This is a genomic window from Stenotrophomonas maltophilia (genome assembly GCF_006970445.1).
Lineage (GTDB): Bacteria > Pseudomonadota > Gammaproteobacteria > Xanthomonadales > Xanthomonadaceae > Stenotrophomonas > Stenotrophomonas maltophilia_AU.
The window spans coordinates 4,435,807-4,461,112 of the sequence record NZ_CP033877.1 but is presented as its reverse complement, the minus strand read 5'-3'; the positions used below and the strand labels follow the sequence as shown (position 1 = coordinate 4,461,112).

Sequence of the window (25,306 nt, the reverse complement as noted above, 5' to 3'; positions counted from 1 at the left end):
GCCCGCACCGCGTAGGCCCCCACCTTGGTGGGGGTGGTTGCCCCCAACGAGCCCGCACCCCCGGCCACGCCTGGCCTACACTGCGGGTTCTTCCGACGGAAACGCACGCGTGGTCTCCAGCTGGATCCTGCTGCTGGTCTCGGTTGCCTATGCCGCGCTGCTGTTCGGCGTGGCGTGGTGGGGCGACCGTCGGCCGATGTACCCCGACCGGCCGTGGCTGCGGCCGTTGGTCTACAGCCTGGCGCTGGCCGTGTACTGCTCGTCGTGGACGTTCTACGGCGCGGTCGGCACTGCCGTGCGCAACGGCGTGGGCTATCTGCCGATCTACATCGGCCCGCTGCTGTTGTTGTTGTTCGGTTGGCGCATCATCGAGCGCCTGGCGCTGATCGCGCGCAGCCAGAACGTGGTCTCCATCGCCGATTTCATCTCCTCGCGCTTCGGCCGCTCGCGGCGGCTGGCGGCGCTGGTGGCGATCATCGCGCTGATCGGCATCATTCCGTACCTGGCGCTGCAGTACAAAGCGGTGGCGATGAGCCTGCAGGTGCTGACCGGCAACACAGGTCCCACCGGCTTCTTCACCGACCCGGCGCTGTACGTGGCGCTGCTGATGGCGCTGTTCGCCACCCTGTTTGGTACCCGCCAGGTCGATGCCACCGAGCACCACCACGGCATGATGCTGGCCATTGCCTTCGAATCGGTGATCAAGCTGCTGGCGATGCTGGCCGTGGGCGTGTTCGCCTACCTGTGGCTGAGCAACCGCACCGATGCAGTGGTCGAGTCGGTGCATACGCTGTTCACCGGCCTGCCGCCGGTGGGCTTCATCTCGCAGACCCTGCTCAGTTTCCTCGCCATCATCTGCCTGCCGCGCCAGTTCCACGTGGCCGTGGTCGAGTGCGGTGACGTGCGCGACGTGCGCCGCGCGCGCTGGATGTTCGGTGGCTACCTGGTGCTGATCTCGGGCATGGTGCTGCCGATCGCCACCGCCGGCGTGACCCTGTTCGGCACCGGCGGCAGCGTCGCCGACGATTCGATGGTGCTGGCCCTGCCGCTGGCCGAAGGCCGCAATGCGCTGGCGCTGATCGCCTATGTTGGCGGCTTCTCGGCGGCCACCGGCATGGTCATCGTCTCGTCCATCGCGCTGGCCACCATGGTCAGCAACGACCTGGTGATGCCGGTGCTGCTGCGTCGGAGCGGTGACCACCAGGAGGCCGCCGACGTCGCCTCGCGCGTGCTGTGGATCCGCCGCCTGGCGATCCTGCTGCTGGCGCTGATGGCCTACAGCTACTACCGCACCAGCAGCAACGACAGCACGTTGGCCTCGTACGGCCTGATGGCGTTCGCAGCGGTGGCGCAGTTCGCGCCCGGCCTGATCGGCGGCCTGTACTGGCGCGGCGCCAGCCGTCGTGGCGTCGAGGTGGGCATGCTGCTCGGCTTCGCAACGTGGATGTACACCCTGCTGCTGCCAGCAATGACGATGGCCGGCTGGGTCGATGCTGCTTGGGTGCAGCACGGCCCGTTCGGCATCGAGTGGCTGCGCCCGCAGCAACTGTTCGGCATGACCGGCTGGGACCCGCTGACCCACGGCACGTTCTGGTCACTGCTGGTCAACGCGGCGACGATGATGCTGGTGTCCGCACGCTGGCGGCCCGGCGTGGACGAACGACTGCGTGCCGCGCCGTTCCTCGACCCCTATGCCGAGCGCCCCTCGGTGGCCGGCGGCTGGCCCGGCCACGTGCACGTGGGCGACCTGCTGGCGCTGGCGTCGCGCGTGGTCGGCGAACGCCATGCACGGCGTTCGTTCTTCGAGCAGGCACAGTCGCTGGGCCGTGAGCTGCAATCTTCGGCGCCTGCGGACCGCCCCTGGGTGCAGTTCACCGAACGGCTGCTGGCCGCATCGATTGGTGCGGCATCGGCGCGCCTGCTGCTGACCAGCCTGTTGCGTGGCTCGGGCATGGACCTGGGTGAAGTGGTGGCGGTGCTGGACGAAGCCGGGCAGGAACTGCGCTTCAACCGCGAGATCCTGTCGACCACGCTGGAGAACATCAGCGCCGGGGTCAGCGTGGTCGATCCGGACATGCGCCTGACTGCATGGAATCGTCGCTACCAGGACATGTTCGGTTACCCCGACGGCATGCTCTATGTGGGCCGCCCGGTGGCCGACCTGATCCGCTACAACGCCGAGCGCGGCGAGCTGGGCGAGGGTGATATCGAAGTGCAGATCAACCGTCGCATCGGCTACATGCGTGCCGGTTCACCGCATGTGTTCGAACGCACCCGCAGCGATGGCAAGGTGATCGAGATGCGCGGGCAGGCGCTGCCCGGCGGCGGCTACGTGACCAGCTACAACGACATCACCGACTACAAGCACGCGGAAAAAGCACTGCTGGAAGCCAACGAGACGCTGGAACAGCGCGTCGCCGAGCGCTCGCACGAGGCCGAGGTCGCGCAGCAGTCGAAGACGCGCTTCCTGGCGGCGATCAGCCATGACGTGCTGCAGCCGTTGAACGCCGCACGCCTGTTCGCTTCCGCGCTGCGCGACAGTGATCACGTGAGTGACGAGCAGAAGCACCTGGCTGAACGCGTGGATGCGTCGTTGCGTGCCGCCGAAGAGCTGCTTGATGGCCTGCTGGATGTGTCGCGGCTGGATGCTGGCGGCCTGCACCCGGTGATCGGCGAGTTCGACGTGAGCGCGCTGATGCGCGAACTGGCCGCGCAATACACCCCGGTCGCCGCCGGCCGTGGCCTGCGCCTGGACCTGTTCGCACGCCCGGCATGGGTGCGCAGTGACCGCCGCCTGCTGCGCCGCGTGCTGCAGAACTTCCTGGCCAACGCGCTGCGCTACACCCGCCAGGGTCGCATCGTGCTGGCCGTGCGCCAGCGCGGCGACGAAGTGGAACTGCAGGTGTGGGATACCGGTCCCGGCATTCCCGAGCACCACATGCGGCAGATCTTCGATGAGTTCCACCGCTACCAGCAGCCGTTCGATTGGGGAGAGCAGGGCTTGGGTCTGGGCCTGTCGATCTGCCAGCGCATCTCGCGCCTGCTTGACCATCGCCTCAATGCGCGCAGCCGGGTCGGCAAGGGATCGATGTTCTCGATCATCCTGCCGCGGGTCGCACCGCTGCCGGGCTACACCGAACTGGCCGCGCCGGTACAGGCCGTCGCCGCGCCGGTGCGCAGCGATTCGCTGGCGGGCCTGCGCGTGCTGTGCGTGGACAACGACGAAGAGATCCTCGACGGCATGCGCGCGCTGCTCGGCCGCTGGCAGGTGCAGGTGATTACTGCATCGACGGTGGATCAGGCGTTGGAGAAAGTGGCCGAACGGCCGCAGGTGATGCTGGTGGATTACCACCTGCACGATCGCATGGATGGCCTGGACGCGCTGGTGGCGTTGCGCGAAGCCGCCGGTTACCCGCTGCCGGGTGCGCTGCTGACCGCCGATGGGCGCGACGAGCTGAAGCGGATGGCACGCGAGCGCGGCTATCGCGTGCTGACCAAGCCGATCAAGCCGGCCTCGCTGCGCGCCTTCCTGGGCGCGCTGCGCGACGCGCAGTAGCGCCGGGTGCCCGGCAGTAGATCCACGCCATGCGTGGATGTGACGTCTGGTAGTGCCGGCCGCTGGCCGGCAACCACGCAATCGCTCGCTTCCGATGCGTTACCCCACGCCGTGCAGGTGCTCGTACAGGATCGTCGCGCCGATGATCACCAGGATCACGCCACCGATGATCTCGGCACGCTTGCCCACCATGCTGCCCAGCACGCGGCCGAGCATGATGCCGGCGGTGACCATGGTCAGCGTGCACAGGCCGATGACCGCGGCCATCACGCCGATATGCACATCCATGAAGGCCAGGCCGATACCCACCGCCATCGCGTCGATGCTGGTGGCGAAACCGGTCAACGCCAGCTTCCAGAAGCCGTGGTGCTGCGAGGGGTCCTCGTCTTCCCCGGCACTGTCCGGGCGGAGGCCGTTGTAGATCATGTGGATGCCCAGCGCGCCGAGCAGGCCGAAGGCGATCCAGTGGTCGAAGGCTTCGACGTACTGCAGCGCGGCGCGGCCGAGCAGCCAGCCGATGATGGGCGTGATCGCTTCGATGACGCCGAAGATGATGCCGGCACGCAGTGCATCGCGGAACACCGGCTTGCGCATGGCCGCACCCTTGCCGATTGCAGCGGCGAAGGCATCGGTGGACATGGCAAAGCCGATCAGGAGGATCGAAATGGGGGACATGGGCGGCGGCTGAGGTCGGGCTAGGACGGACGCACGGCCTGCGCTCGCGCCCAACCTGACGTTGCGCGCGCGGGCCGCTGGTCTCGCCAACCATCATGGTTGTCCACGCCACGGCGCACTGGCCGAGTATGTTGACGTGGACGATTCCTGCGAAGGAATCCGGCTACTCCCCAAGGGGACGCGAAGCTTAGCACCGCGATTCGCGCGTGGCGCATTTCCAGCGAAACGCGCAGGCAGGGCTGGTTTTTATAGCGATGGCTATACCGCGAGCGCAGCGGTGCCTGGTAGTGCCGGCCGCTGGCCGGCAGGTGCGTCGGTAGAAGCGTGCCAGGCAAGCTTGGCGCCTACCAGGGCGTTTCCAGGCGTTTCAGGTGACTGCCGGCCAGCGGCCGGCACTACCTCAGTCTTCTTCCGGCGGCAGCACGATGGCGTCGTCGTCGATTGCCAGCTTGCCGGCCATCAGCACGGCCTGGGTGCGGTTGGTCACGCCCAGCTTGCGCAGGATGGCGGTGACGTGGGCCTTGATCGTCGCTTCGGAGACGTTGAGGTCGTAGGCGATCTGCTTGTTCAAGCGCCCTGCGCCCAGCATCTGCAGCACCCGGAACTGCTGCGGGGTCAGCTCACGCAGGCGCTGGCCGACTTCGCGTTCTTCGCTGCCGGTGGGCGGCACGTTGTGCGCTTCCGGCGGTGCCCAGGTCTCGCCATCGAGGATGGTGCCCAGCGCGTGGCCGATGGTGTCCGAGTCGGCCGACTTGGGTATGAAGCCGAGCGCACCGTGGTCGAGCGCGCGGCGCATCACCGTGGCTTCTTCGCGCGCGGACACCACCACCACCGGCAGGTGCGGGTGCAGCGAGCGCATGTGCACCAGCGCGTTGAAACCCTGCGCACCGGGCATGTTGAGGTCCATCAGGACCAGGTCGGCGTCGTTGTGCTGGTCGGCCAGCGCGTACAGCGCTTCCACGCTGTCGGCCTCGAACAGCTGCACGCCGGGGATGACCCGCTGCACCGCCCCACGCAGGGCTTCGCGGAACAGCGGGTGGTCATCGGCAATCAGGAGGGTGGTCATGGGTCGAGCTTATCGATCAGGAAAAGGAGCGACGTGATGGCAGGTGCAGGACGGGTCGGACACGGCCGGGTCCCTCCTCCCGGCCACGTCCCTGGCGCGTCCTGCGCCTGCAGTCACGCCATCAGCGCACCTTGCGCTCGTCCACCAGCGACGCCACCACCGACGGATCGGCCAGGGTCGAAGTGTCGCCAAGCTGGTCCGGCGCGTTCTCGGCGATCTTGCGCAGGATGCGGCGCATGATCTTGCCCGAGCGGGTCTTCGGCAGGCCCGGCGCCCACTGCAGGTGGTCTGGCGTGGCGATCGGGCCGATCTCCTTGCGCACCCAGGCGATCAGCTCCTTGTGCAGCTCATCGCTCGGTGCCTCTTCGGCCACCAGGGTGACGTAGGCGTAGATGCCCTGGCCCTTCACGTCGTGCGGGAAGCCGACCACGGCCGCTTCGGCCACCTTCGGGTGCGAGACCAGCGCGCTTTCCACTTCGGCAGTGCCGATGCGGTGGCCGGACACATTGATCACGTCATCGACGCGGCCGGTGATCCAGTAGTAGCCATCCTCGTCGCGGCGGCAACCGTCGCCGGTGAAGTAGCTGCCCGGGTAGGTGCGGAAATAGGTATCGATGAAACGCTGGTGGTCGCCGTACACCGTGCGCATCTGGCCCGGCCAGGAATCACGGATGATCAGGTTGCCCTCGGTCGGACCGTCCTTGATCTCGCCATCGGCATTGACCAGCGCCGGCTGCACGCCGAAGAAGGGCAGGGTGGCCGAACCCGGCTTCAGATCCATCGCGCCGGCCAGCGGCGAGATCAGGATGCCGCCGGTCTCGGTCTGCCACCAGGTATCGACAATCGGGCAGCGGCTGTCGCCGACCACCTCGTAGTACCAGCGCCAGGCTTCCGGGTTGATCGGCTCGCCGACGCTGCCGAGCAGGCGCAGCGACGCGCGCGAGGTCTTCTTCACCGGCTCCTCGCCTTCGCGCATCAGCGCACGGATGGCGGTCGGGGCGGTATAGAAGATGGTGACCTTGTGCTTGTCGATGACGTTCCAGAAACGCGAGGTGTCCGGGTAGTTCGGCACGCCTTCGAACATCAGCGAGGTCGCGCCGTTGGCCAACGGGCCGTACACGATGTAGCTGTGGCCGGTGACCCAGCCGACGTCGGCGGTGCACCAGTAGATGTCGTCCTCGCGCAGGTCGAACACCGCCTCATGGGTGTAGGCTGCGTACAGCAGGTAGCCGCCGGTGGTGTGCAGCACGCCCTTCGGCTTGCCGGTGGAACCGGAGGTGTAGAGGATGAACAGCGGGTCCTCCGCGTTCATGCGTTCCGGTTCGCAGGTGGCCGGCTGGCTGTCCACCACATCGTGGAACCAGCGGTCGCGCGGGGCCTGCATGTCCACCGCGCCGCCGGTGTGGCGCACCACCAGCACGGTTTCAACCGTGTTCGTGCCCGGCAGCTTCAGTGCGGCATCGACGTTGGCCTTCAGCGGAATCCTGCGGCCACCGCGCAGACCCTCGTCGGCGGTGATGATCAGCTTGCTCTGGCAGTCGCTGACTCGGTCGGCGATCGAGTTCGGCGCGAAGCCACCGAACACCACCGAGTGGATCGCACCGATGCGCGCGCAGGCCAGCATGGCCACCGCGGCGTCGACGATCATTGGCAGGTAGATGGTGACGCGGTCGCCCTTCTTGACGCCCAGGTTGCGCAGCGCATTGCCGAGGCGGCAGGTGCGCTCGTACAGCTCGCGATATGTCACGTGCTGGGCCGGTGCATCCGGGCCATCCGGCTCGAACAGCAGGGCGGTCTTGTCGCCGCGCGTTTCCAGCTGGCGGTCCAGGCAGTTCACGCTGGCATTGAGCTCACCATCCTCGAACCACTTGATGTGGAAGTCGGACAGGTCGTAGCTGACGTTCTTGATCTTCGTCGGCTTGCGCATCCATTGCAGGCGCTCGGCGGCCTTGCCCCAGAAACCATCCGGGTCGGTCACCGAAGCCTGGTACTGCTGTTCGTACGACGTCTTGTCGATGCGTGCCTTGGCGGCGAACTGCGGATCGACGGGGTAGATATCAGCCATGGCACCCTCACTTGCACGTTGACTTTGTATGTGCGGTCGCAGCATCGCAACGACCGATCCCCCTCAGTTTGCCCCATCCACCCCCGGCCGCGTCACCACCTTGGTTAGACCATGGTCGAAAGTGAGCGCCCAGCAGGGCCGGGTTCGACCAATGGCCAATAGCCGCTGTGCGTGAACGCCCCGCAGTCTCGGCTCGACCGTGCCCCACGCGCGGCATCACCTTGCCACTTGGGAGAGAGGGCAACATGAGCCACCGTACGTTGAAAGCCGTGCGCAAACCTTTGGCGGCCTGCCTATTGGTCGCCCTGGTCGCACCGGGCATGGCGTTCGCAGAGACCGCCAAAGAGAAAGCGCTGGAAGCACGCGTTGCCGAACTGGAACGCCAGGTCCAGCTGCTGCTGTCTTCGCAGCAACAACAACAGACCCAGATCAGCCAGACCCAGCAGGCGGTGACCGAAGTCCGCACGGTGCAGGCCGAGCAGAAGCCGGTCGCCTCGGTGCCGGCGGGCAAGCAGCCGATCCAGGTCACCACCATCACCCCGGGCGCGGCGCCGGGCACCACGGTCAAGATCGGCGGCTTCATCAAGGCCGACTTCCTGGCCACCCAAACCAGCGATGGCCAGTTGGCCGACGACGCCACCGGCCGCTCGCTGTACCTGCCGGGCCAGACCCCGGTGGAAGGCGCCGGCGGCAGCGGCAAGCGTTCGGGCACCGACTTCAACGCCCACGCCAAGTTCTCGCGCTTCAACCTGGGCATCGACAATGTGAGCGAATCGGGCAACAAGGCCGGTGCGTTCTTCGAGATGGACTTCTTCGGCAACTCGCTGGGCAACCAGACCGCCACCAATACCTACGGTGTGACCCTGCGCCACGCCTACATGTACTGGAACAACTGGATGGCCGGCCAGACCTGGTCCAACTTCATGGACGCGGCCGCACTGCCGGAAGCGGTCGACTTCGTCGGCCCCACCGATGGCGTGATCTTCGTGCGCCAGGCCCAGGTGCGCTACACCCAGGGCGGCTTCAGCGTCGCGCTGGAAAACCCGGAAACCACCACCCTCACCGGTACCCGCAATCCGGTCACCGGGGCCTGGACCAACGCCAGCGCCAACTCCGACCGTGGCAGCCTGCCCGACCTGACGATGCGCTATGGCTGGAAGGGCGACTGGGGCACGTTCGGTGTCGGCGGCATCGTCCGCCAGCTGAAGGTCGACAACCAGGCCACCGGCGCCAAGGCCGACAAGGTGGCTGGCGGCCTGACCCTGGGCGGCAAGTGGGTGATGGGTGACAGCGATTCGCTGCACTACCAGCTGACCGGCGGCGAAGGCATCGCCCGCTACATCGGCCTGGGCATCACCGCCGACAGTGCCTACGACGTGGCCCGCGACGAGCTCAACCCGACCGGCGTGCTGGCCGGCTACGTGGGCTGGCGGCATGCGTTCTCGCCGAAGCTGCGCACCAACCTGATCTACGCGCGCAGCGACTACGACAACGACAGCATCCTCGGACCGCTGGTGACCAAGAGCGTGCAGAGCATCCGCGGCAACATCTTCTATTCGCCGCTGCCCAAGGTCGATATCGGCGCCGAGCTGATGTACGGCCGTCGCGAAGTGGAGAACGGCAACAAGGGTGACATCACCCGATTGCAGTTCACCACGAAATACAGCTTCTAAAGGAGTGCCGACCAAGGTCGGCACCTACAGAGATTGTGTGCCGACCAACGGTCGGCACCCACCGACCCAGGTCGGCATCCACAGAGGGAAAGCGTCCCATGTCCAGTACACCCAGCGCCGCACACAAAGCGGGCACCCTGACCCAGGGCCACAAGAAGGTCATCTTCGCATCGAGCCTCGGCACGGTGTTCGAGTGGTATGACTTCTTCCTGTACGGCTCGCTCGCCGCCATCATCGCCAAGCAGTTCTTCAGCGGCGTGAATGAAACCACAGGCATGATCTTCGCCCTGCTGGCGTTCGCCGCCGGCTTCTTCGTGCGTCCGTTCGGCGCGGCCTTCTTCGGCAGCCTCGGCGACCGCATCGGCCGCAAGTACACCTTCCTGGTCACCATCCTGATCATGGGCATCTCGACCTTCCTGGTCGGCGTGCTGCCCAACTACGCATCGATCGGTTTCGCCGCTCCGGTGATCCTGATCATCCTGCGCCTGGCCCAGGGCCTGGCGATGGGCGGCGAATACGGCGGTGCCGCCACCTACGTGGCCGAGCATGCGCCGGACGACAAGCGTGGCCTGTACACCAGCTTCATCCAGTGCACCGCCACGCTCGGCCTGTTCATGTCGCTGCTGATCATCCTGGCCTGCCGCTACTTCCTCGGCAACGAAGCCTTCGAAGCCTGGGGCTGGCGCATTCCGTTCCTGGTCTCGATCCTGCTGCTGGGCGTGTCCGTGTGGATCCGCCTGCAGCTGAGTGAGTCGCCGCTGTTCCAGCAGATGAAGTCCGAGGGCAAGGGTTCCAAGACCCCGTTCCGTGACAGCCTGAAGGGCGGCAACCTGAAGCTGATGCTGCTGGTCCTGCTCGGTGCCGCGGCCGGCCAGGCCGTGGTCTGGTACGGCGGCCAGTTCTACGCGCTGTTCTTCCTCAGCAGCATGCTGAAGGTCGATGCCACCACCTCCTACCTGCTGATCGCGGCCGCGCTGGCGCTGGGCGTGCCGTTCTTCATCTTCTTCGGTTGGCTGTCCGACCGTATCGGCCGCAAGAAGATCATCCTGGCCGGCTGCCTGCTGGCGGCCGTCACCTACATCCCGATCTTCAAGGGCCTGACCCACTTCGCCAACCCGGCCATCGAAGAAGCCCGCAGCAGCTCGCCGGCCCTGGTCGTGGCCGATCCGAACACCTGCTCGTTCCAGTTCGATCCGGTTGGCCTGCGCAAGTTCACCAGCTCCTGCGACGTGGCTACCGCCGCGCTGACCAAGGCCGGTGTGCCGTACGACGTGCAGCCCGCCGCCGCCGGTTCGCTGGCGATGGTGAACGTGGGCAGCGCCAGCGTCACCTCGTATGAGGCCGCCGGCCTGACCAAGGAAGACGGCAAGGCCAAGGCCGATGCGTTCGGTGCGGAACTGAAGACCGCCCTGACCACCGCCGGGTATCCGGCCAAGGCTGATGGCGCCCGCATCAACATCGCCGGCACCATCTTCATGCTGTGGCTGCTGGTGCTGTACGTGACCATGGTCTACGGCCCGATCGCCGCCTACCTGGTCGAACTGTTCCCGACCCGCATCCGCTACACCTCGATGTCGCTGCCGTACCACATCGGCAACGGCTGGTTCGGTGGCTTCCTGCCGGCGATCTCGTTCGCGCTGGTGGCCGGTACCGGCAACCTGTACTACGGCCTGTGGTACCCGATCATCATCGCTCTGATGTCGGTGGTGATCGGCGGCCTGTTCCTGCGCGAGACCAAGGACGTGGATATCACCAAGTAACCGGCGTGCCGACCAACGGTCGGCACCCACCGGGTTTCAGGGGCCGCGGTGCAGACCGCGGCCTTTTTGTTTGGTAGTGCCGGCCGCTGGCCGGCAAATGCACGATGTATGCCGGAGATCCATGGGGCTGCCGGCCAGCGGCCGGCACTACCATTGCGCTGCACAGCACGCCGTATAGTCGGCCCATGACCACCACCACGCCGACAGACCTTCCCGCCCTCCTGCACACCCTGCGCAGCGCCTGGCAGTCGCAGCGCCCGTCGCTGGACCAGCGCGAGAATGACCTGCGCCGCCTGCGCGAGGCGCTGAGGCCACGCCTGGACGAAATGGCCCAGGCCATCGCCGAGGACTTCGGCCACCGCGCCCACGTCGAATCGAAGCTGGCCGATGGCATGAGCGTGCTGTCGGCCATCGACCACCTGCGCCGCCATCTGCGGCGCTGGTCGAAGCCGCAGCGGGTCGGCGCCGGTTGGCGGCTGTGGCCGGCGCGCGCGCAGCTGCGGCCGACGCCGTTGGGCGTGGTCGGGGTGATCTCGCCCTGGAACTACCCGGTCACGCTGGCATTGGTGCCGCTGGCCACCGCCATCGCCGCCGGCAACCACGTGCTGTTGAAGCCCTCCGAACATACGCCGCGCACCAGCGCGTTCCTGGCTGATCTGCTGGCCAGTGTGTTTCCGCCCGATCGCGTGGCGGTGGTGCAGGGCGAGGCGGACGTGGCCGCGGCGGTGTCGTCGCTGCCGCTGGACCATCTGCTGTTCACCGGCTCCACGGCCGTTGGCCGCAAGGTGATGGCCGCAGCGGCCGAACATCTGGTACCGGTCACGCTGGAACTGGGCGGCAAGTCGCCGGCGATTGTCTGTCGCGATTTCCCGCTGGATAAAGCCGCAGCGCGGCTCGCCACCGGAAAATGGTTCAACGCCGGGCAGACCTGCATCGCACCGGACTACGTGCTGATCGATACCGCGCGCCAGCGTGAGTTCGTGCAGGCGCTGCAGCAGCAGGTACGCGAGCGCTACGGTGATTTCAGCAGCGCCGACGACTACACGCGCATCATCAACGAAGGCCAGTACCGGCGCCTGCAGGGCTATCTGGCGCAAGCGCGCGAACGCGGCGTGCCGGTCATTCCGCTGGCGCAGGTGGATGAGGCGCGCGCCGACCGCGAGCGCCTGTTGGTGCCGACCGTGGTGCTGGACCCGCCGGACGACCTGGAGCTGATGCGCGAGGAGATCTTCGGGCCGATCCTGCCGCTGCGGGCGTACCCGGACCTGGAGGCGGCGCTGGCCGACGTACTGTCCCGTGATCGACCGCTGGCGCTGTATCCCTTCAGCCATGACCGGGCCACGGTGGAGCGCATCCTCGGCCAGGTGGTGGCCGGTGGGGTGACGGTCAATGACACGCTGCTGCATTTCGCCGCCGATAGCCTGCCGTTTGGCGGGGTAGGGGCCAGCGGCATGGGGGCGTACCACGGCCGCGCCGGATTCGATGCGATGAGCAAGCGGCTGCCGGTGCTGTGGCAGTCGCGCTGGGCCGCCAGTGACCGGCTGCGGCCGCCGTATTCGAAGATTGCGGGGTTGTTGAAGCTGCTGCTTCGGTAGTGCCGGCCGCTGGCCGGCAAATGCAGGGTCTCGCCGAGGGTTCATGGAGTTGCCGGCCAGCGGCCGGCACTACCGGTAGGTGCCAAGCTTGGTTGGCATGCGTGGACCGACCCGCGCCAACCAAGGTTGGCGACGACCGGGGCATGGGCGGCCCACCCGGGTAGAATGCCCCCATGAAGATCGCCTCGTGGAACGTCAATTCGCTCAATGTCCGCCTGCCGCACCTGGAGCAGTGGCTCAAGGATTTCGGCCCGGACATCGTCGGTATCCAGGAAACCAAGCTGGAGGACCACAAGTTCCCCGATTCGGCGCTGATCGGCGCGGGCTACCGCAGCGTGTTCGCCGGCCAGAAGACCTACAACGGCGTGGCGCTGCTGTCGCGTGAGCCGGCGCAGGACGTGCAGATCGGCATTCCCGGCTTCGAGGACGAGCAGAAGCGCGTCATCGCCGGTACCTTCGGCGACTTGCGGGTGATCAACCTGTACGTGGTCAACGGCCAGGACATCGGCACCGACAAGTACGAATACAAGCTGCGCTGGCTGGAGGCGGTGCATGCCTGGATCGCCGAAGAACTGCAGCGGCACCCGAAGCTGATCGTGATGGGCGATTTCAACATCGCCCCGGACGCGCGCGATGTGCACGACCCGGAGGTGTGGAACGAAAACCACATCCTGACCTCCACCGCCGAGCGCGGCGCATTGAACAAGCTGCTGCAGCTGGGCCTGCACGATGGCTTCCGCCTGCACAACGACGAGGCCGGTGTGTTCAGCTGGTGGGATTACCGTGCCGCCGGTTTCCGCCGCAACCTGGGCCTGCGCATCGACCTGACCCTGGTCTCCGATGCGCTGAAGGGCAGTGCGGTGGCCTCGGGCATCGACCGCGAGCCGCGTACCTGGGAACGCCCGAGCGACCATGCGCCGGCGTGGGTGCAGATCGGTTGAACGAACGGGGCCCGACGATTGCCGGGCCCGTTGTGATGCGTCTGCCGGCCAGCGGCCGGCACGACGGCCGCGTCAGCGTATGCTCTTGCGGGTGAACAGGTTGACGATCGCCAGCAGGATCACCGCACCGATCAGCGAGAACAGGAAGGTGCGGATGGTGATCGCTTCGTTGATGCCGCCGCCGAACAGCCAGCCGGAAATCAGCGCGCCGACGATGCCGACCACGATGTTGAGGATGATGCCCTGCTGGGCATCGCGCTTCATGATGATGCTGGCCAGCCAGCCTACGATGCCGCCGACGATCAGCCAGATGATGATGCCCATGATCGAACCTCCGGTGGGGAACTGTGACCAGTTGACGCGCAGGGCTGTGAACCCGTCGTGGAATTGCGTGATGGGCGCGTGCGGATGAGCCTGCCAGCCACCCTCGACGGCCCGTGGCGCTTCGGTCCGGTGACGGTGTGGCGCTGCCCGCACGTGCCGGGGCACCGCGGTGAACCGCAGGCACGCCAGGTGCTGGCGCAGGCATTGGGCGCCGACCCGGAGACGCTGCCGCTGGTCCGCGATGACAAGGGCCGACCGGAACTGAGCGGCGCGCTGGCCCACTACGGCACCGGCTGGAGCCACAGCGGCGAGGTGCTGCTGGTGGCGCTGGGCGAAGGCGTGCGGCTGGGCGTGGACCTGGAGCTGCTGCGGCCGCGGGCCCGCCTGCTGGAGATCGTGCAGCGCTTCTTCCACCCCGAGGAGGTGGCCTGGCTGGAAAGCCTGGACGCGGCCGGGCGCGAGCACTGGTTCTTCCGCGTGTGGTGCATCAAGGAGGCCATCCTGAAGGCGCACGGCCAGGGCATCTCGTTCGGCCTGCACCGCCTGCAGCTGGCGCCGGGGGCCGATGGCGCCCTGCACCTGCGCTGGTGCGACCCGGAACTGGGCGAGGCCGCGCGCTGGCACCTGCACGAATGGCAGGCCACTGGCCAGTTCCGTGCGGCATTGGCCTGGTATCCACACTGAAGCGGGGAATCAGCGCGCAAAACCGGCGATAATGGCGGCATGAGCGAACACCCACTTCCCGCCAGCGTGTCTGCCACGCTGGAACAGGGCCTGGCCAGCATGGGCCTGGACGCCGCGCTGGCGCCGCCGCTGCTGCGCTACCTGGCCCTGCTGCACCGCTGGAACGGCACCTACAACCTCACCGCCATCCGCGATCCGCAGGAGATGGTCACCCGCCACCTGCTCGACTCGCTGGCGATGCAGCCGTTCGTGGCTGATGGCAGCCTGGCCGACCTCGGCACCGGTCCCGGGTTGCCCGGCATCCCGCTGGCGATCGCCTGCCCGGGCCTGCAGGTCACCCTGGTGGAAAGCAACGGCAAGAAGGCGCGCTTCATGCGCGAGGCCGTGCGCCAGCTCGGCCTGGACAACGCCCGCGTGGCCGAATCGCGCGCCGAGGCGCTGGACGAGGCCGGCCGCTACGACCAGCTGACCGCGCGCGCGATGGACACCCTGGCGGGGATCGTCCGCGTCGGTGGCCACCTGCTGCGCCCCGGCGGCGTACTGCTGGCCATGAAGGGCGTCTACCCGCATGAAGAGATCGCGGACCTGCCGGATGGCTGGCAGGTGCGTGAGGTGACCCCGTTGAGCGTGCCCGGCCTGGCCGGCGAACGCCACCTGGTCACTGTTACAGGCCCCTGATTCCCGCCGCCAGCCCTTTGTGGAACAACGGGTTGGCGATCCACGATTTCCGCAAGGGGCCGGTTGTACGCATAATGACCGGTCCCAGCACACGTCGACGAGGCACACCCGCATGGCCCGCATCATCGCCATCGCCAACCAGAAGGGTGGCGTCGGCAAGACCACGACCGCCGTCAACCTGGCCGCTTCCCTGGCCAACGCACCCAAGCGCGTGCTGTTGGTCGACCTGGATTCGCAGGGCAACGCGACCATGGGCAGTGGCGTGGACAAGCGTGAGCTGGTCTCCTCCACCTACGATCTGCTGCTGGGCGAGTCCAGCGCCGCCGATGTGCGCGTGCAGACCACCGAAGGCTACGACCTGCTGCCCGGCAACATCGACCTGACCGCTGCCGAGATCCAGCTGATGGCGCAGAGCGAGCGCGAGCAGCGGCTGAAGCGCGCGCTGGCACCGATCCGCGACGAGTACGACTACATCCTGATCGACTGCCCGCCGGCGCTGTCGCTGCTGACGCTCAACGCGCTGGCCGCCGCCGATTCGGTGATCGTGCCGATGCAGTGCGAGTACTACGCACTGGAAGGCCTGAGCGCGCTGGTGGAAACCATCGAAGCGCTGCGTGCCAACCTCAACCCGGCGCTGGAGATCGAAGGCGTGCTGCGCACCATGTTCGATGTGCGCAACAACCTGGCCAACGCGGTCTCGGCCGAGCTCACCGAGCACTTCGGCGACCGCGTGTTCCGCACCATCGTGCCGCGCAACGTGCGCCTGGCCGAGGCGCCGAGCCATGGCCAGAGCATCGTCGGCTACGACCGCGCCTCGCGCGGTGGCGTGGCCTACCTGGGCCTGGCCGGCGAGATCATCCGCCGCAACAACGAACGCAACAAGGCCACCAAGGCCGTGGAGACCGTCTGATGACCAGCAGCAAGCCGGCAGCCAAGAAGCGAGGCCTCGGCCGTGGCCTGGATGCGCTGCTGGGCCCGAAAGGCGCGGTCAGCCAGGTGCAGGCCACCACCGCGGTGATCGAGCCGCTGCCGGGTGAAGTGCTGCGCAAGCTGGCGGTGGGCCAGCTGCAGCCGGGCAAGTACCAGCCGCGCCGCGAGATGGACGAGGGCAAGCTCTCCGAGCTGGCCGACTCGATCAAGTCGCAGGGCGTGATCCAGCCGATCCTGGTGCGCCAGCTGCCGGCAGGCAACTACGAAATCGTCGCCGGTGAGCGCCGTTGGCGCGCATCGCAGCTGGCCGGCCTGGACGAAGTGCCGGTGGTGGTGCGCGAGCTGGAAGACCGCACCGTCATCGCGATGGCGCTGATCGAGAACATCCAGCGCGAAGACCTCAACCCGCTGGAAGAAGCCGAGGCGCTGCAGCGCCTGATCAGCGAATTCACCCTGACCCATGCCGAGGCCGCCGAGGCCGTCGGCCGCTCACGCGCGGCGGTGTCCAACCTGTTGCGCCTGCTGGAGCTGCCGGTGGCGATCCGCCTGCTGCTGGAAACCCGCCGCCTGGAAATGGGCCACGCCCGCGCGCTGCTGACACTGGCCCCCGAGCTGGCCGGCAAGCTGGCACAGGAAGCGGCCGATGAAGGCTGGTCGGTGCGCGAGGTCGAGCGCCGTGCGCAGGCCTTCGCGGCCGGCAAGGTGCCGAGCAACCGCCCGGTCGCCACACCGAAAGTGCAGCAGGCCGACATCGCCTCGCTGGAAACCGAACTGTCCGAAGCGCTGGGTGCCAAGGTGGCGATCAGCCACGGCCGGGGTGGCAAGGGCAAGCTGATCATCCATTACACCGACCTGGATACCCTGGACGGCGTGCTGGAAAAACTGCGTACGCGCCAGGGCTGAGCCCGGCGCAGCGCCAGGGGATGCGGCCTGTTCCTGCCGCGTCCTGTAGATGACAGGGAACGCACCGCCGCGCGCGCCGGGGGATGCCTGCTCTCCGGTCCGTGGCCTCATCCAGGGAGCAGGACATGAGCAACACATTCGACGACGTCAGCCCGGGCGGCAGCCCGATCATGGTGCACAGCCGGCAGAAGGACTTCACCCCGCCGCAGGGGGAAGAACACATCGAGGCGATCGGCGCGCACATCGAGCGCCATCTGGGCCCGGTGTCCGGTGTCTTCCACGAGATCATCTCCGACCTGGTGCACATCGACGTGCACGTGGTACCGGCCAATGACCAGTTCCCGTACCTGCGTCTGGTCACCTCCGGCATGAGCGACCTGCCGATGACCGTGCCCGCCGAGGTGGACACGGACGTGCCGCGCTACATGGAGCTGATGGTGACCCTGCCGGCCGACTGGCCGATCACGCAGGACGCCTTCGAGGACGAACGCAACTACTGGCCGGTGCGCCTGCTGAAGGGCATGGCGCGGCTGCCGCACGAGTACGACACCTGGCTGGGCTTCGGCCACACCATTCCCAACGGCCATCCCAGCCAGCCCTACGCGCCGGGCGTGGGTTTCGACGGTGCCATCGTGCTTCCACCGGTGACTGCCCCGGAAGAATTCGCCACGCTGGAACTGGACGACGGCAAGACCATCAGCTTCATGACCCTGGTTCCGCTGTATCCGGAAGAGATGGATCTGAAGCTGAAGAAGGGCGCCGAGGCGCTGCTCGACCGCTTCGATGCGAAGAAGATCCAGGACGTGATCGAACCCGGCCGCACCAACGTGGCCAAGAAGCGTTTCGGGCTGTTCTGAGTCCGCAGCGTATCCTCTGCACCTGTACTCATTGATTTCCAGGCAACTGCAATGACCATCCTGCTCACCGGCGCTGCCGGCTTCATCGGTGCCTACACCGCCCGCGCGCTGCTGGAGGCGGGCCAGCCGGTGGTCGGCCTGGACAATTTCAACGACTACTACGACCCGCAGATCAAGCGCGACCGTGTGGCCGCACTGTGCCCGACCCTGGACCTGCGCACCCTCGACCTGACCGACCGCGAGGGCCTGGCCGCGCTGTTCGACGAAGTGAAGCCGACGGCGGTGATCCATCTGGCCGCTCAGGCCGGCGTGCGCTATTCGCTGGAAAACCCGCACGCCTACGTTGATAGCAACCTGGTCGGCTTCGTCAACATGCTCGAGCTGTGCCGCCACCGTGGCGTGCAACACCTGGTGTATGCCTCCAGCAGCTCGGTGTACGGCGATTCGGCCACGCCGCCGTTCTCCGAGGACCAGCGCGTGGACCAGCCGCGTTCGCTGTACGCGGCGACCAAGGCCGCCAACGAGCTGATGGCCTACACCTACGCGCAGCTTTACGGCCTGCATGCCACCGGCCTGCGCTTCTTCACCGTGTATGGCCCCTGGGGCCGGCCGGACATGGCACCGCTGCTGTTCTCGCGCGCGGTGCTGGCCGGGCGGCCGATCGACGTGTTCAACGAAGGCCGCATGCAGCGCGATTTCACACATGTCTCCGACATTGTGTCCGGTATCCTCGGCGCCCTCGCGCATCCGGCCGACGGTCCGGTGCCGCACCGGGTGTTCAATCTCGGCAACCATACGCCGGTCGAGCTGGAGCGCTTCATCAGCGTGATCGAGCAGGCCGCCGGCCGCCCCGCGCAGAAGGTCTACAAGCCCATGCAGCCCGGCGACATGGTGCGCACGATGGCCGATACCCGGCGCGCACATGACGCGTTCGGCTTCGATGCGGTGACCCCGATCGAAGAAGGCCTGCCACCTGTGGTGCAGTGGTGCCGCGAGTATTTTGGCGATCGCGCCTGAGGACGGATCCTCACGCCGCCGGGTTCATCTTCGGATAACCTCGGTTTCGGAGAATGCGCGGTCTTTGTCCCCCCTTGGCCGAGTGCCTTATGAGCCAACCCGAGCTTTCCGTTGTCGTCCCGGTGTTCAACGAGCGCGACAATGTCGCCCCGCTGGTTGCCGAAATCACCGCTGCGCTGCGTGGCCGGCTGCCGTTCGAGATCGTCTACATCGACGATCACTCGCGCGATGACACCCTGGCGGTGCTGCAGGGGCTGAAGGCGACCACCCCGGAACTGCGCGTGCTGCACCATGTGAACCAGAGCGGGCAGAGCACCGCCGTGCGCACCGGCGTCAAGCACGCGCGCGCACCGTGGATCGCCACCCTGGATGGCGATGGCCAGAACGATCCGGCCGATATCCCCAAGCTGCTGGCCGCGCGCGATGCCGCCGAGGCGCAGGTGAAGCTGTTCGCCGGCTGGCGCGTCAACCGCCAGGACAGTGGCAGCAAGCGCTGGGCCAGCCGCTGGGCCAACGCCATCCGCGCGCGCATGCTGCGCGATGACACGCCCGACACCGGCTGCGGCATCAAGCTGTTTGAACGCAGCGCGTTCCTCGACCTGCCGTACTTCGACCACATGCACCGCTACCTGCCGGCGCTGATGCAGCGCGCCGGCTGGAAGACCACCAGCGTGCCGGTCAACCACCGCCACCGCACCGCCGGCGTGTCCAAGTACAACAACCTGGGCCGTGCACTGGTCGGCATCCGTGACCTGCGTGGCGTGGCCTGGCTGATCACCCGCAGCAAGCGCACCGCGGTGGAAGAACGGTGATGGGCCTGGAACTGCACTGGCTCGACCAGCCGCTGACCTGGCTGTACTGGACCGGCCTGCATGTGACCGGCTGGAAGCTGATCGGCTACACCGGCGCGCTGATGTTCGGTGGCCGCTGGCTGGTCCAGTTCGTCGCCTCCAAGCGTGCCGGCAAGCCGGTCATCCCGCGCCTGTTCTGGTACATGAGCGTGGTCGGCAGCCTGATGACGCTGAGCTACTTCCTGTTCTCGGCCAAGCAGGACTCGGTGGGCGTGCTGCAGAACCTGTTCCCGGCGTTCACCGCGTTGTACAGCCTGCACCTGGACATCAAGCACCGGGGCTGGAAGCGCGACAGGGCCAGCCACTGAGGCCCCCGGGTCCCCCATCCGGTAGATGCCGACCTTGGTCGGCGCTGGGTTTGGGGGCCAACCAAGGTCGGCCGCCACCAGACCCCGGTCTGCCACGCTCCGGTAGGTGCCGACCTTGGTCGGCACAGGTGTATCCGGACCCGGCGCATCCACGCATGGCGTGGATCTACCGCATGCCCGGCAGCCGTGCCGGGTAGCTGCCAACCTTGGTTGGCACACGGGGAAAGCCAGCGCCGACCAAGGTCGGTAGCTACCGGGCACGGCCCAGGCAGGACCTTCGTCCCATGCCACGGGCCGTGTGCGGTGCCATGATCGGGGTCTGCCTTCCCGGGAACCTGTGCTCGTGAAAACCCGTCTTGCCGTTGCCCTGTTGATCGCCCTGTCCGCCCCCGCCGTGGCTCTGGCCGCTGCGCCCGCCGCAACCGCCGCGCCGGCCAGCGTGGCCACCGAATCGCCCGCTGATGCTGCCTTCCGCGCGCTGTACGAGAAGGAATGGAAATGGCGCCAGCAGGGCGGCGGTGAAGCCAGCGAGGACGAAGACGCCCCGGCCAACGCCACCCGCATGCCCGACATCGGCCCGGCCGCGCAGCAGGCACGCCTGAAGGTGTGGGACGAGACCCTGGCCGCGCTGAAGAAGATCGACCCGAAGACCCTGTCACCCGACAACCAGGTCAACTACGCGATCTACCACGACCAGGTGTTCAACCTGGCCGAAGAGACGCGCCTGCGCGGCTACGAGATGCCGTTCAACGCCGACTCCTCGTTCTGGTCCAACCTGTCCTTCATGGCCCGGCGCGAGATGAAGACCGCGCAGGACTACCAGAACTACATCGCACGCCTGAATGATGTGCCGCGCTACTTCGGCCAGCAGACCGAGAACATGCGCGCCGGCCTGAAGCGTGGCTTCAGCGTGCCGCGTGCCGTGCTCGATGGTCGCGAAGTGTCCATCGCCACCGTTGCCGAACTGAAGGACCCGACCGAGTCGCCGCTGTACGCGCCGTTCAAGAAGCTGCCCAACAGCATCCCGGCCGCCGAACAGGCAAAGCTGCAGGCGCAGGCGCGTGCGGCGATCAGCGGCAAGGTCGTGCCGGCGTTCCAGCAGCTGCGCACCTTCTTCGTCAACGAATACGTGCCGCAGGCGCGTACCACCCTGGCCGCCGAAGCGATGCCTGATGGCAAGGCGTACTACAAGCAGCAGATCCACGAATACACCACGCTGGACCTGTCGCCGGACGAGATCCACCGCATCGGCCTGGGTGAGGTCGAGCGCATCCAGAAGGAAATGAACGACATCATCAAGCAGGTGAAGTTCAAGGGCAGCTTCGCCGAGTTCCTGACCTTCCTGCGCACCGATCCGCAGTTCTATGCCAAGACGCCGGAAGAGCTGCTGTCGCGTGCCGCGTGGATCTCCAAGCGGGCGGACGGCCAGCTCGGCAAGTACATGACGCTGCCGCGCGCGCGCTTCACCATCGTGCCGGTGCCGCCGGACATCGCACCGTTCTGGACCGCTGGCCGTGGTGGCATGGGCACCTACTGGCTCAACACCTACAACCTGCCGTCGCGCCCGCTGTACAACCTGCCGGCACTGACCCTGCACGAATCCGATCCGGGCCACTCGCTGCAGGGCGCGATCGCCGCGGAGCAGAAGAACCTGCCCGAGTTCCGCCGCAACGCCTACATCTCCGCCTATGGCGAAGGCTGGGCGCTGTACTGCGAGAAGCTGGGCGTGGAGATGGGCATCTACGAAACCCCGTACGAGGATTTCGGCCGCCTGACCTACGAGATGTGGCGCGCTGCGCGCCTGGTGATCGACACCGGTGTGCACAGCAAGGGCTGGACCCGCGAGCAGGCGCTGGCCTACCTGCGTGACCACACCGCATTGAGCGAACATGAAGTGACCACCGAAGTGGACCGCTACATTTCCTGGCCAGGCCAGGCGCTGAGCTACAAGCTGGGCGAGATCGCCATCGTGCGCCTGCGTGCGCAGGCCGAGAAGGAGCTGGGCGACAAGTTCGACATCAAGGGCTTCCACGACACCCTGCTCAAGCAGGGCTCGGTGCCGCTGCCGGTGCTGGAACAGCAGATCCAGGCCTACATCGCCGAGCGCAAGAAGGCCTGACCACACCAGGGTAATGCCGGCCGCCGGCCGGCAATCCGACCCTGTCACGGGGTCGGATCCCTTTCCTGTGGAAAGGGCTCCGACCCCCAACCTCAGCCCACCGCCCGCGGCTTGGCCACCCGTGCAGCGAAGGTCGGCAGCACCAGCAGGGTCAGCACGGTGGCGGTGATCAGGCCACCGATCACCACCGTCGCCAGCGGCTTCTGCACCTCCGCGCCGGAACCGCTGGCGATCGCCATCGGAATGAAGCCGACGATCGCCACCAGCGCCGTGGTCAGCACCGCGCGGATGCGGCTGGAGGCACCGTTGATCGCCGCCTGCAGCGGCAGGTCGCCGGCATCCAGGCGCTCGCGGATGGCCTGCATCAGCACCAGGCCATTCAAGGTGGCCACGCCGGAGACGGCAATGAAGCCGACCGCCGCCGACACCGAGAACGGCATGCCACGCAGCAGCAGCGCGAGGATGCCGCCGACCAGCGCCAACGGTACGCAGCTGAACACCAGAATGGCTTCCTTGCCGCTGCGCAGGGCCATGAACAGCAGGCTGCCGATCAGCAGGAATACCACCGGTACCACCGTCGCCAGCCGCTTCTCCGCGCGCTGCAGGTTCTCGAACTGGCCACCCCAGGTCAGGTAGGCACCCGGCGGCAGTGCCACGTCGGCCACCGCGGCCTGCGCTTCGCCGACGAAGCCGCCCAGGTCGCGGCCACGCACGTTGGCCTGCACCACCACGCGCCGGCTGCCGTTGTTGCGGCTGATCTGGTTCGGCCCTTCGCTCACCGTGATGCGCGCCACCGACGACAGCGGAATCACCAGCCCCGACGGCGTGGCGATCGGCAGTGAAGCGAGCTGGTCCGGATCGTTGCGCGAGGCATCGTCCAGGCGCACCACCACGTTGAAGCGGCGATCGCCTTCGAAGATCTTGCCCGCCGCGGTACCGCCAATACCCGTGGACAGTGCATCGCTCACGTCCGCCGCGGTCAGCCCGTACTGCGCCGCTGCCACATGGTCGATCGCCACGTTCAGCGTCGGCAGGCCGGAGATCTGTTCCACCCGCACGTCGGCCGCGCCGTTCACCGCACGCAGCTTCAGCGCCACCTGGTCGGCCACCTTCTGTAGCTGGCTGAAGTCATCGCCGAAGATCATCACCGCCAGGTCGGTACGCACGCCGGAGATCAGCTCGTTGAAGCGGAGTTCGATCGGCTGGCTGAACTCGAAGCTGTTGCCCAGCTGCTGCCCGGCCAGTTTCTCGAAGCGTGCCACCAGTGCTTCCTTTTCCAGCTTCGGGTTGGGCCAGTCGCTGCGCGGCTTCAGCACGATCACGCTGTCGGAGATGTTGGTCGGCATCGGATCGATCGCCGCCTCGGCGGTACCGGTGCGCGAGAACACGGTCTCCACTTCCGGCTGCTTGGCAATCGCCTTTTCCAGTGCCAGCTGCATCGCCAGTGACTGTTCCAGCGAGGTCGACGGCACGCGCAGGGCCTGCATCGCCACGTTGCCTTCATCCAGCGTAGGCATGAACTCGCGGCCCAGCAGCGAGAACGAGCCGATGCCCACCACCACCATCATCACCGCACCGGCCAGCACCGTGCGCGGATGTGCCACGGCCTTGCGCACCACCGGTTCGATGCGCGCACGCAGCACGCGGATCAGCTTGGTTTCGTGCTCGCCGTCGTCCGCATGCGCGTCGCCGTCCTTCACCTTGGGCTCGCGCACCAGCAGCGCGGCCATCGCCGGCACGAAGGTGAAGGAGAAGATGAAGGCACCGACCAGGGCCAGCATGAAGGTCGCCGCCATCGGGTGGAACGTCTTGCCCTCCACACCTTCCAGCGTGAGGATCGGGGCGAACACCAACAGGATGATCAACTGGCCGAAGGCCGCAGGGCGCGCCATCTTCATCGCCGAATCGGCGGCCACGCGCAGGCGCTCCATCGCGGTCAGCGCACGGCCCAGTTCGGCGCGGCGCTGGCCCAGCATCAGCAGCGTGGACTCGACCACGATCACTGCACCGTCCACCAGGATGCCGAAGTCCAGCGCACCCAGGCTCATCAGGTTGCCGCTGATGCCGAAGCGGTTCATGCCGATCACTGCGAACAGGAACGACAGCGGAATCACCAGCGCGGTGATCGTCGCTGCACGCAGGTTGCCCAGCAGCAGGAACAGCACCACCACCACCAGCAGCGCGCCCTCGGTGAGGTTCTTGGCCACGGTCTTGATGGTGGAATTGACCAGCACGCTGCGGTCCAGCACCGGCGCGGCCACGATGTCGGCCGGCAGCGACGTGTTCACCTGTTCCAGGCGCGCCGCAGCTGCCTGCGCCACGGTGCGGCTGTTGCCACCGGCAATCATCAGCGCGGTGCCCAGCACGGCCTCATGGCCGTTGCGGCTGGCCGCACCCAGTCGCGGCGCGCGGCTCAGGTCGACGTCGGCCACATCGGCTACGCGTACCACCACGCCATTGCGGGTCGCTACCGGGGCCTGTGCCAGGTCGTCGGTGGTCAGCGCCAGGCCATCGGCCCGCACCACCAGGCCTTCGCCGGCACGCTGCACGAAACCGGCACCGGCCTGCACGTTGGAACGCTGCAGGGCAGTGACCAGGTCGGCCAGGCCGAGGCCGTGCGCGGCCAGTCTGGCGCTGTCCGGATGCACGCCGTATTCCTTCACATAGCCGCCGACCGTATCGACGCCGGCCAGCCCCGGGCTGGAACGCATCTGCGGCGCGATGATCCAGTCCTGCACGGTGCGCAGGTAGGTCGCACGTTCTTCGGGGGTACGCAGAAGATTGCCTTCCGGTGTGCGGTAGACCTCGCCGGCCTGCCAGCCCGCTTCACCGGGTTTGGCCAGTTTGGCCGGATCGAACGCGGTGAAGTCCACCGTCCACATCAGCACCTCGCCGAGGCCGGTGGTGACCGGCGACAGCATCGGCGACGCACCATCGGGCAGGTCTTCAGACGCTTCGCGCATGCGTTCGGCCACCTGCTGGCGGGCGAAGTAGATGTCGGTCGCATCGGTGAAGATCGCGGTCACCTGCGAGAAGCCATTGCGCGACAGCGAACGCGTGGTGGTCAGGCCGGGAATGCCGGCCAGCGCGGTTTCCAGCGGATAGGTCACCTGCCGCTCGATCTGTTCGGGCGTCAGCGCTGGTGCCACCGTGTTGATCTGCACCTGGCGGTTGGTGATGTCCGGCACCGCGTCGATCGGCAGTTTGCCCAGCTGGAACAGGCCCACGGCGGCGATCAGCGCCGCCATGAACACCACCAGCCAGCGGTGGCGCACCGCTGTTTCAATGATCAGCTTGAACATGG

19 protein-coding genes and 1 riboswitch are annotated in these 25,306 nt (G+C 67.2%); of the genes, 14 read left to right on the top strand and 5 right to left on the bottom strand.

All coding sequences use genetic code 11. From position 1 onward, the window contains the following. Positions 1 to 109 precede the first annotated feature (109 nt). Positions 110 to 3,556 carry a hybrid sensor histidine kinase/response regulator gene (locus EGM71_RS20445; protein ID WP_188486781.1) on the top strand — a complete coding sequence of 1,149 codons (3,447 nt, stop codon included), beginning with the start codon at positions 110 to 112 and terminating at the stop codon, positions 3,554 to 3,556. Positions 3,557 to 3,655: 99 nt separating this feature from the next. Here the strand turns inward: EGM71_RS20445 and EGM71_RS20440 are convergent, their stop codons facing one another. The 3 genes from EGM71_RS20440 to acs form a co-directional block, all read right to left on the bottom strand. Further along, positions 3,656 to 4,231: a manganese efflux pump MntP family protein gene (locus EGM71_RS20440; RefSeq protein WP_188486779.1), complete on the bottom strand. Its 576-nt coding sequence runs from the start codon at positions 4,229 to 4,231 to the stop codon at positions 3,656 to 3,658. An 88-nt stretch (positions 4,232 to 4,319) separates the two neighbouring features. Continuing rightward, positions 4,320 to 4,409, bottom strand: a riboswitch (yybP-ykoY riboswitch). A 222-nt stretch (positions 4,410 to 4,631) separates the two neighbouring features. Continuing rightward, a complete protein-coding gene (locus tag EGM71_RS20435; RefSeq protein WP_006477308.1) occupies positions 4,632 to 5,297 on the bottom strand; it encodes a response regulator transcription factor in 666 nt (221 codons plus the stop codon). A 121-nt stretch (positions 5,298 to 5,418) separates the two neighbouring features. Then, positions 5,419 to 7,362, bottom strand: a complete 1,944-nt coding sequence (gene acs, locus EGM71_RS20430; protein ID WP_188486777.1) for an acetate--CoA ligase — start codon at positions 7,360 to 7,362, stop codon at positions 5,419 to 5,421. 245 nt (positions 7,363 to 7,607) lie between these two features. Between acs and EGM71_RS20425 the strand changes: the two genes are divergently transcribed. The 4 genes from EGM71_RS20425 (at position 7,608) to xth (ending at position 13,331) form a co-directional block, all read left to right on the top strand. Next, positions 7,608 to 9,035 carry a DcaP family trimeric outer membrane transporter gene (locus EGM71_RS20425; protein ID WP_049399159.1) on the top strand — a complete coding sequence of 476 codons (1,428 nt, stop codon included), beginning with the start codon at positions 7,608 to 7,610 and terminating at the stop codon, positions 9,033 to 9,035. A 98-nt stretch (positions 9,036 to 9,133) separates the two neighbouring features. Continuing rightward, positions 9,134 to 10,795 carry an MFS transporter gene (locus EGM71_RS20420; protein WP_188486775.1) on the top strand — a complete coding sequence of 554 codons (1,662 nt, stop codon included), beginning with the start codon at positions 9,134 to 9,136 and terminating at the stop codon, positions 10,793 to 10,795. Between the two features lie 185 nt (positions 10,796 to 10,980). Next, entirely contained in the window at positions 10,981 to 12,390 is a 1,410-nt protein-coding gene (locus tag EGM71_RS20415; protein WP_188486773.1) for a coniferyl aldehyde dehydrogenase, read from the top strand. Positions 12,391 to 12,563: 173 nt separating this feature from the next. Further along, positions 12,564 to 13,331: an exodeoxyribonuclease III gene (gene xth, locus EGM71_RS20410; protein ID WP_188486771.1), complete on the top strand. Its 768-nt coding sequence runs from the start codon at positions 12,564 to 12,566 to the stop codon at positions 13,329 to 13,331. Between the two features lie 72 nt (positions 13,332 to 13,403). Here the strand turns inward: xth and EGM71_RS20405 are convergent, their stop codons facing one another. Beyond that, positions 13,404 to 13,655 (bottom strand): GlsB/YeaQ/YmgE family stress response membrane protein, encoded by a 252-nt coding sequence (locus EGM71_RS20405; protein ID WP_005411656.1) that lies wholly within the window; start codon positions 13,653 to 13,655, stop codon positions 13,404 to 13,406. 84 nt (positions 13,656 to 13,739) lie between these two features. Between EGM71_RS20405 and EGM71_RS20400 the strand changes: the two genes are divergently transcribed. The 9 genes from EGM71_RS20400 to EGM71_RS20360 all read left to right on the top strand — a co-directional run bounded on the left by EGM71_RS20400 (position 13,740) and on the right by EGM71_RS20360 (position 22,002). Further along, on the top strand, positions 13,740 to 14,339 hold the full coding sequence (locus EGM71_RS20400; RefSeq protein ID WP_188486769.1) for a 4'-phosphopantetheinyl transferase family protein: 600 nt from the start codon (positions 13,740 to 13,742) through the stop codon (positions 14,337 to 14,339). Between the two features lie 39 nt (positions 14,340 to 14,378). Beyond that, on the top strand, positions 14,379 to 15,017 hold the full coding sequence (gene rsmG / locus EGM71_RS20395) for a 16S rRNA (guanine(527)-N(7))-methyltransferase RsmG (RefSeq protein WP_188486767.1): 639 nt from the start codon (positions 14,379 to 14,381) through the stop codon (positions 15,015 to 15,017). A gap of 112 nt (positions 15,018 to 15,129) precedes the next feature. Continuing rightward, positions 15,130 to 15,927 carry a ParA family protein gene (locus tag EGM71_RS20390; RefSeq protein WP_188486765.1) on the top strand — a complete coding sequence of 266 codons (798 nt, stop codon included), beginning with the start codon at positions 15,130 to 15,132 and terminating at the stop codon, positions 15,925 to 15,927. Continuing rightward, the gene (locus EGM71_RS20385; RefSeq protein ID WP_019338308.1) at positions 15,927 to 16,850 is read left to right on the top strand and encodes a ParB/RepB/Spo0J family partition protein; all 924 of its coding nucleotides are present in this window, start codon (positions 15,927 to 15,929) and stop codon (positions 16,848 to 16,850) included. Before EGM71_RS20390 ends, EGM71_RS20385 begins: the two co-directional genes overlap by 1 nt. Before the next feature lie 125 nt (positions 16,851 to 16,975). Further along, the gene (locus tag EGM71_RS20380; protein WP_188486763.1) at positions 16,976 to 17,707 is read left to right on the top strand and encodes a suppressor of fused domain protein; all 732 of its coding nucleotides are present in this window, start codon (positions 16,976 to 16,978) and stop codon (positions 17,705 to 17,707) included. A gap of 51 nt (positions 17,708 to 17,758) precedes the next feature. Further along, on the top strand, positions 17,759 to 18,724 hold the full coding sequence (locus EGM71_RS20375) for an NAD-dependent epimerase/dehydratase family protein (protein ID WP_057500911.1): 966 nt from the start codon (positions 17,759 to 17,761) through the stop codon (positions 18,722 to 18,724). 89 nt (positions 18,725 to 18,813) lie between these two features. Next, positions 18,814 to 19,536 (top strand): glycosyltransferase family 2 protein, encoded by a 723-nt coding sequence (locus EGM71_RS20370; protein ID WP_049443806.1) that lies wholly within the window; start codon positions 18,814 to 18,816, stop codon positions 19,534 to 19,536. Continuing rightward, positions 19,536 to 19,883 (top strand): lipid-A-disaccharide synthase N-terminal domain-containing protein, encoded by a 348-nt coding sequence (locus EGM71_RS20365; protein ID WP_188486761.1) that lies wholly within the window; start codon positions 19,536 to 19,538, stop codon positions 19,881 to 19,883. The genes EGM71_RS20370 and EGM71_RS20365 overlap by 1 nt, the downstream gene beginning before the upstream one ends. Positions 19,884 to 20,226: 343 nt before the next feature. After that, complete coding sequence (locus EGM71_RS20360; protein ID WP_075676707.1) at positions 20,227 to 22,002, top strand: DUF885 domain-containing protein; 1,776 nt, start codon at positions 20,227 to 20,229, stop codon at positions 22,000 to 22,002. A gap of 92 nt (positions 22,003 to 22,094) precedes the next feature. On the opposite strand, the gene EGM71_RS20355 is transcribed toward EGM71_RS20360, so the two are convergent. Then, positions 22,095 to 25,304, bottom strand: coding sequence for an efflux RND transporter permease subunit (locus tag EGM71_RS20355; protein WP_188486759.1), 3,210 nt, complete (start codon positions 25,302 to 25,304; stop codon positions 22,095 to 22,097). Between the last annotated feature and the right edge of the window lie 2 nt (positions 25,305 to 25,306).

Bases quoted from the DNA above. Each gene is read 5' to 3' on its own strand.
- EGM71_RS20440 (WP_188486779.1), bottom strand. From the start codon at position 4,231: ATGTCCCCCATTTCGATCCTCCTGATCGGCTTTGCCATGTCCACCGAT.
- EGM71_RS20435 (WP_006477308.1), bottom strand. From the start codon at position 5,297: ATGACCACCCTCCTGATTGCCGATGACCACCCGCTGTTCCGCGAAGCC.
- acs (WP_188486777.1), bottom strand. From the start codon at position 7,362: ATGGCTGATATCTACCCCGTCGATCCGCAGTTCGCCGCCAAGGCACGC.
- EGM71_RS20425 (WP_049399159.1), top strand. From the start codon at position 7,608: ATGAGCCACCGTACGTTGAAAGCCGTGCGCAAACCTTTGGCGGCCTGC.
- EGM71_RS20420 (WP_188486775.1), top strand. From the start codon at position 9,134: ATGTCCAGTACACCCAGCGCCGCACACAAAGCGGGCACCCTGACCCAG.
- EGM71_RS20415 (WP_188486773.1), top strand. From the start codon at position 10,981: ATGACCACCACCACGCCGACAGACCTTCCCGCCCTCCTGCACACCCTG.
- xth (WP_188486771.1), top strand. From the start codon at position 12,564: ATGAAGATCGCCTCGTGGAACGTCAATTCGCTCAATGTCCGCCTGCCG.
- EGM71_RS20405 (WP_005411656.1), bottom strand. From the start codon at position 13,655: ATGGGCATCATCATCTGGCTGATCGTCGGCGGCATCGTAGGCTGGCTG.
- EGM71_RS20400 (WP_188486769.1), top strand. From the start codon at position 13,740: ATGAGCCTGCCAGCCACCCTCGACGGCCCGTGGCGCTTCGGTCCGGTG.
- rsmG (WP_188486767.1), top strand. From the start codon at position 14,379: ATGAGCGAACACCCACTTCCCGCCAGCGTGTCTGCCACGCTGGAACAG.
- EGM71_RS20390 (WP_188486765.1), top strand. From the start codon at position 15,130: ATGGCCCGCATCATCGCCATCGCCAACCAGAAGGGTGGCGTCGGCAAG.
- EGM71_RS20385 (WP_019338308.1), top strand. From the start codon at position 15,927: ATGACCAGCAGCAAGCCGGCAGCCAAGAAGCGAGGCCTCGGCCGTGGC.
- EGM71_RS20380 (WP_188486763.1), top strand. From the start codon at position 16,976: ATGAGCAACACATTCGACGACGTCAGCCCGGGCGGCAGCCCGATCATG.
- EGM71_RS20375 (WP_057500911.1), top strand. From the start codon at position 17,759: ATGACCATCCTGCTCACCGGCGCTGCCGGCTTCATCGGTGCCTACACC.
- EGM71_RS20370 (WP_049443806.1), top strand. From the start codon at position 18,814: ATGAGCCAACCCGAGCTTTCCGTTGTCGTCCCGGTGTTCAACGAGCGC.
- EGM71_RS20365 (WP_188486761.1), top strand. From the start codon at position 19,536: ATGGGCCTGGAACTGCACTGGCTCGACCAGCCGCTGACCTGGCTGTAC.
- EGM71_RS20355 (WP_188486759.1), bottom strand. From the start codon at position 25,304: ATGTTCAAGCTGATCATTGAAACAGCGGTGCGCCACCGCTGGCTGGTG.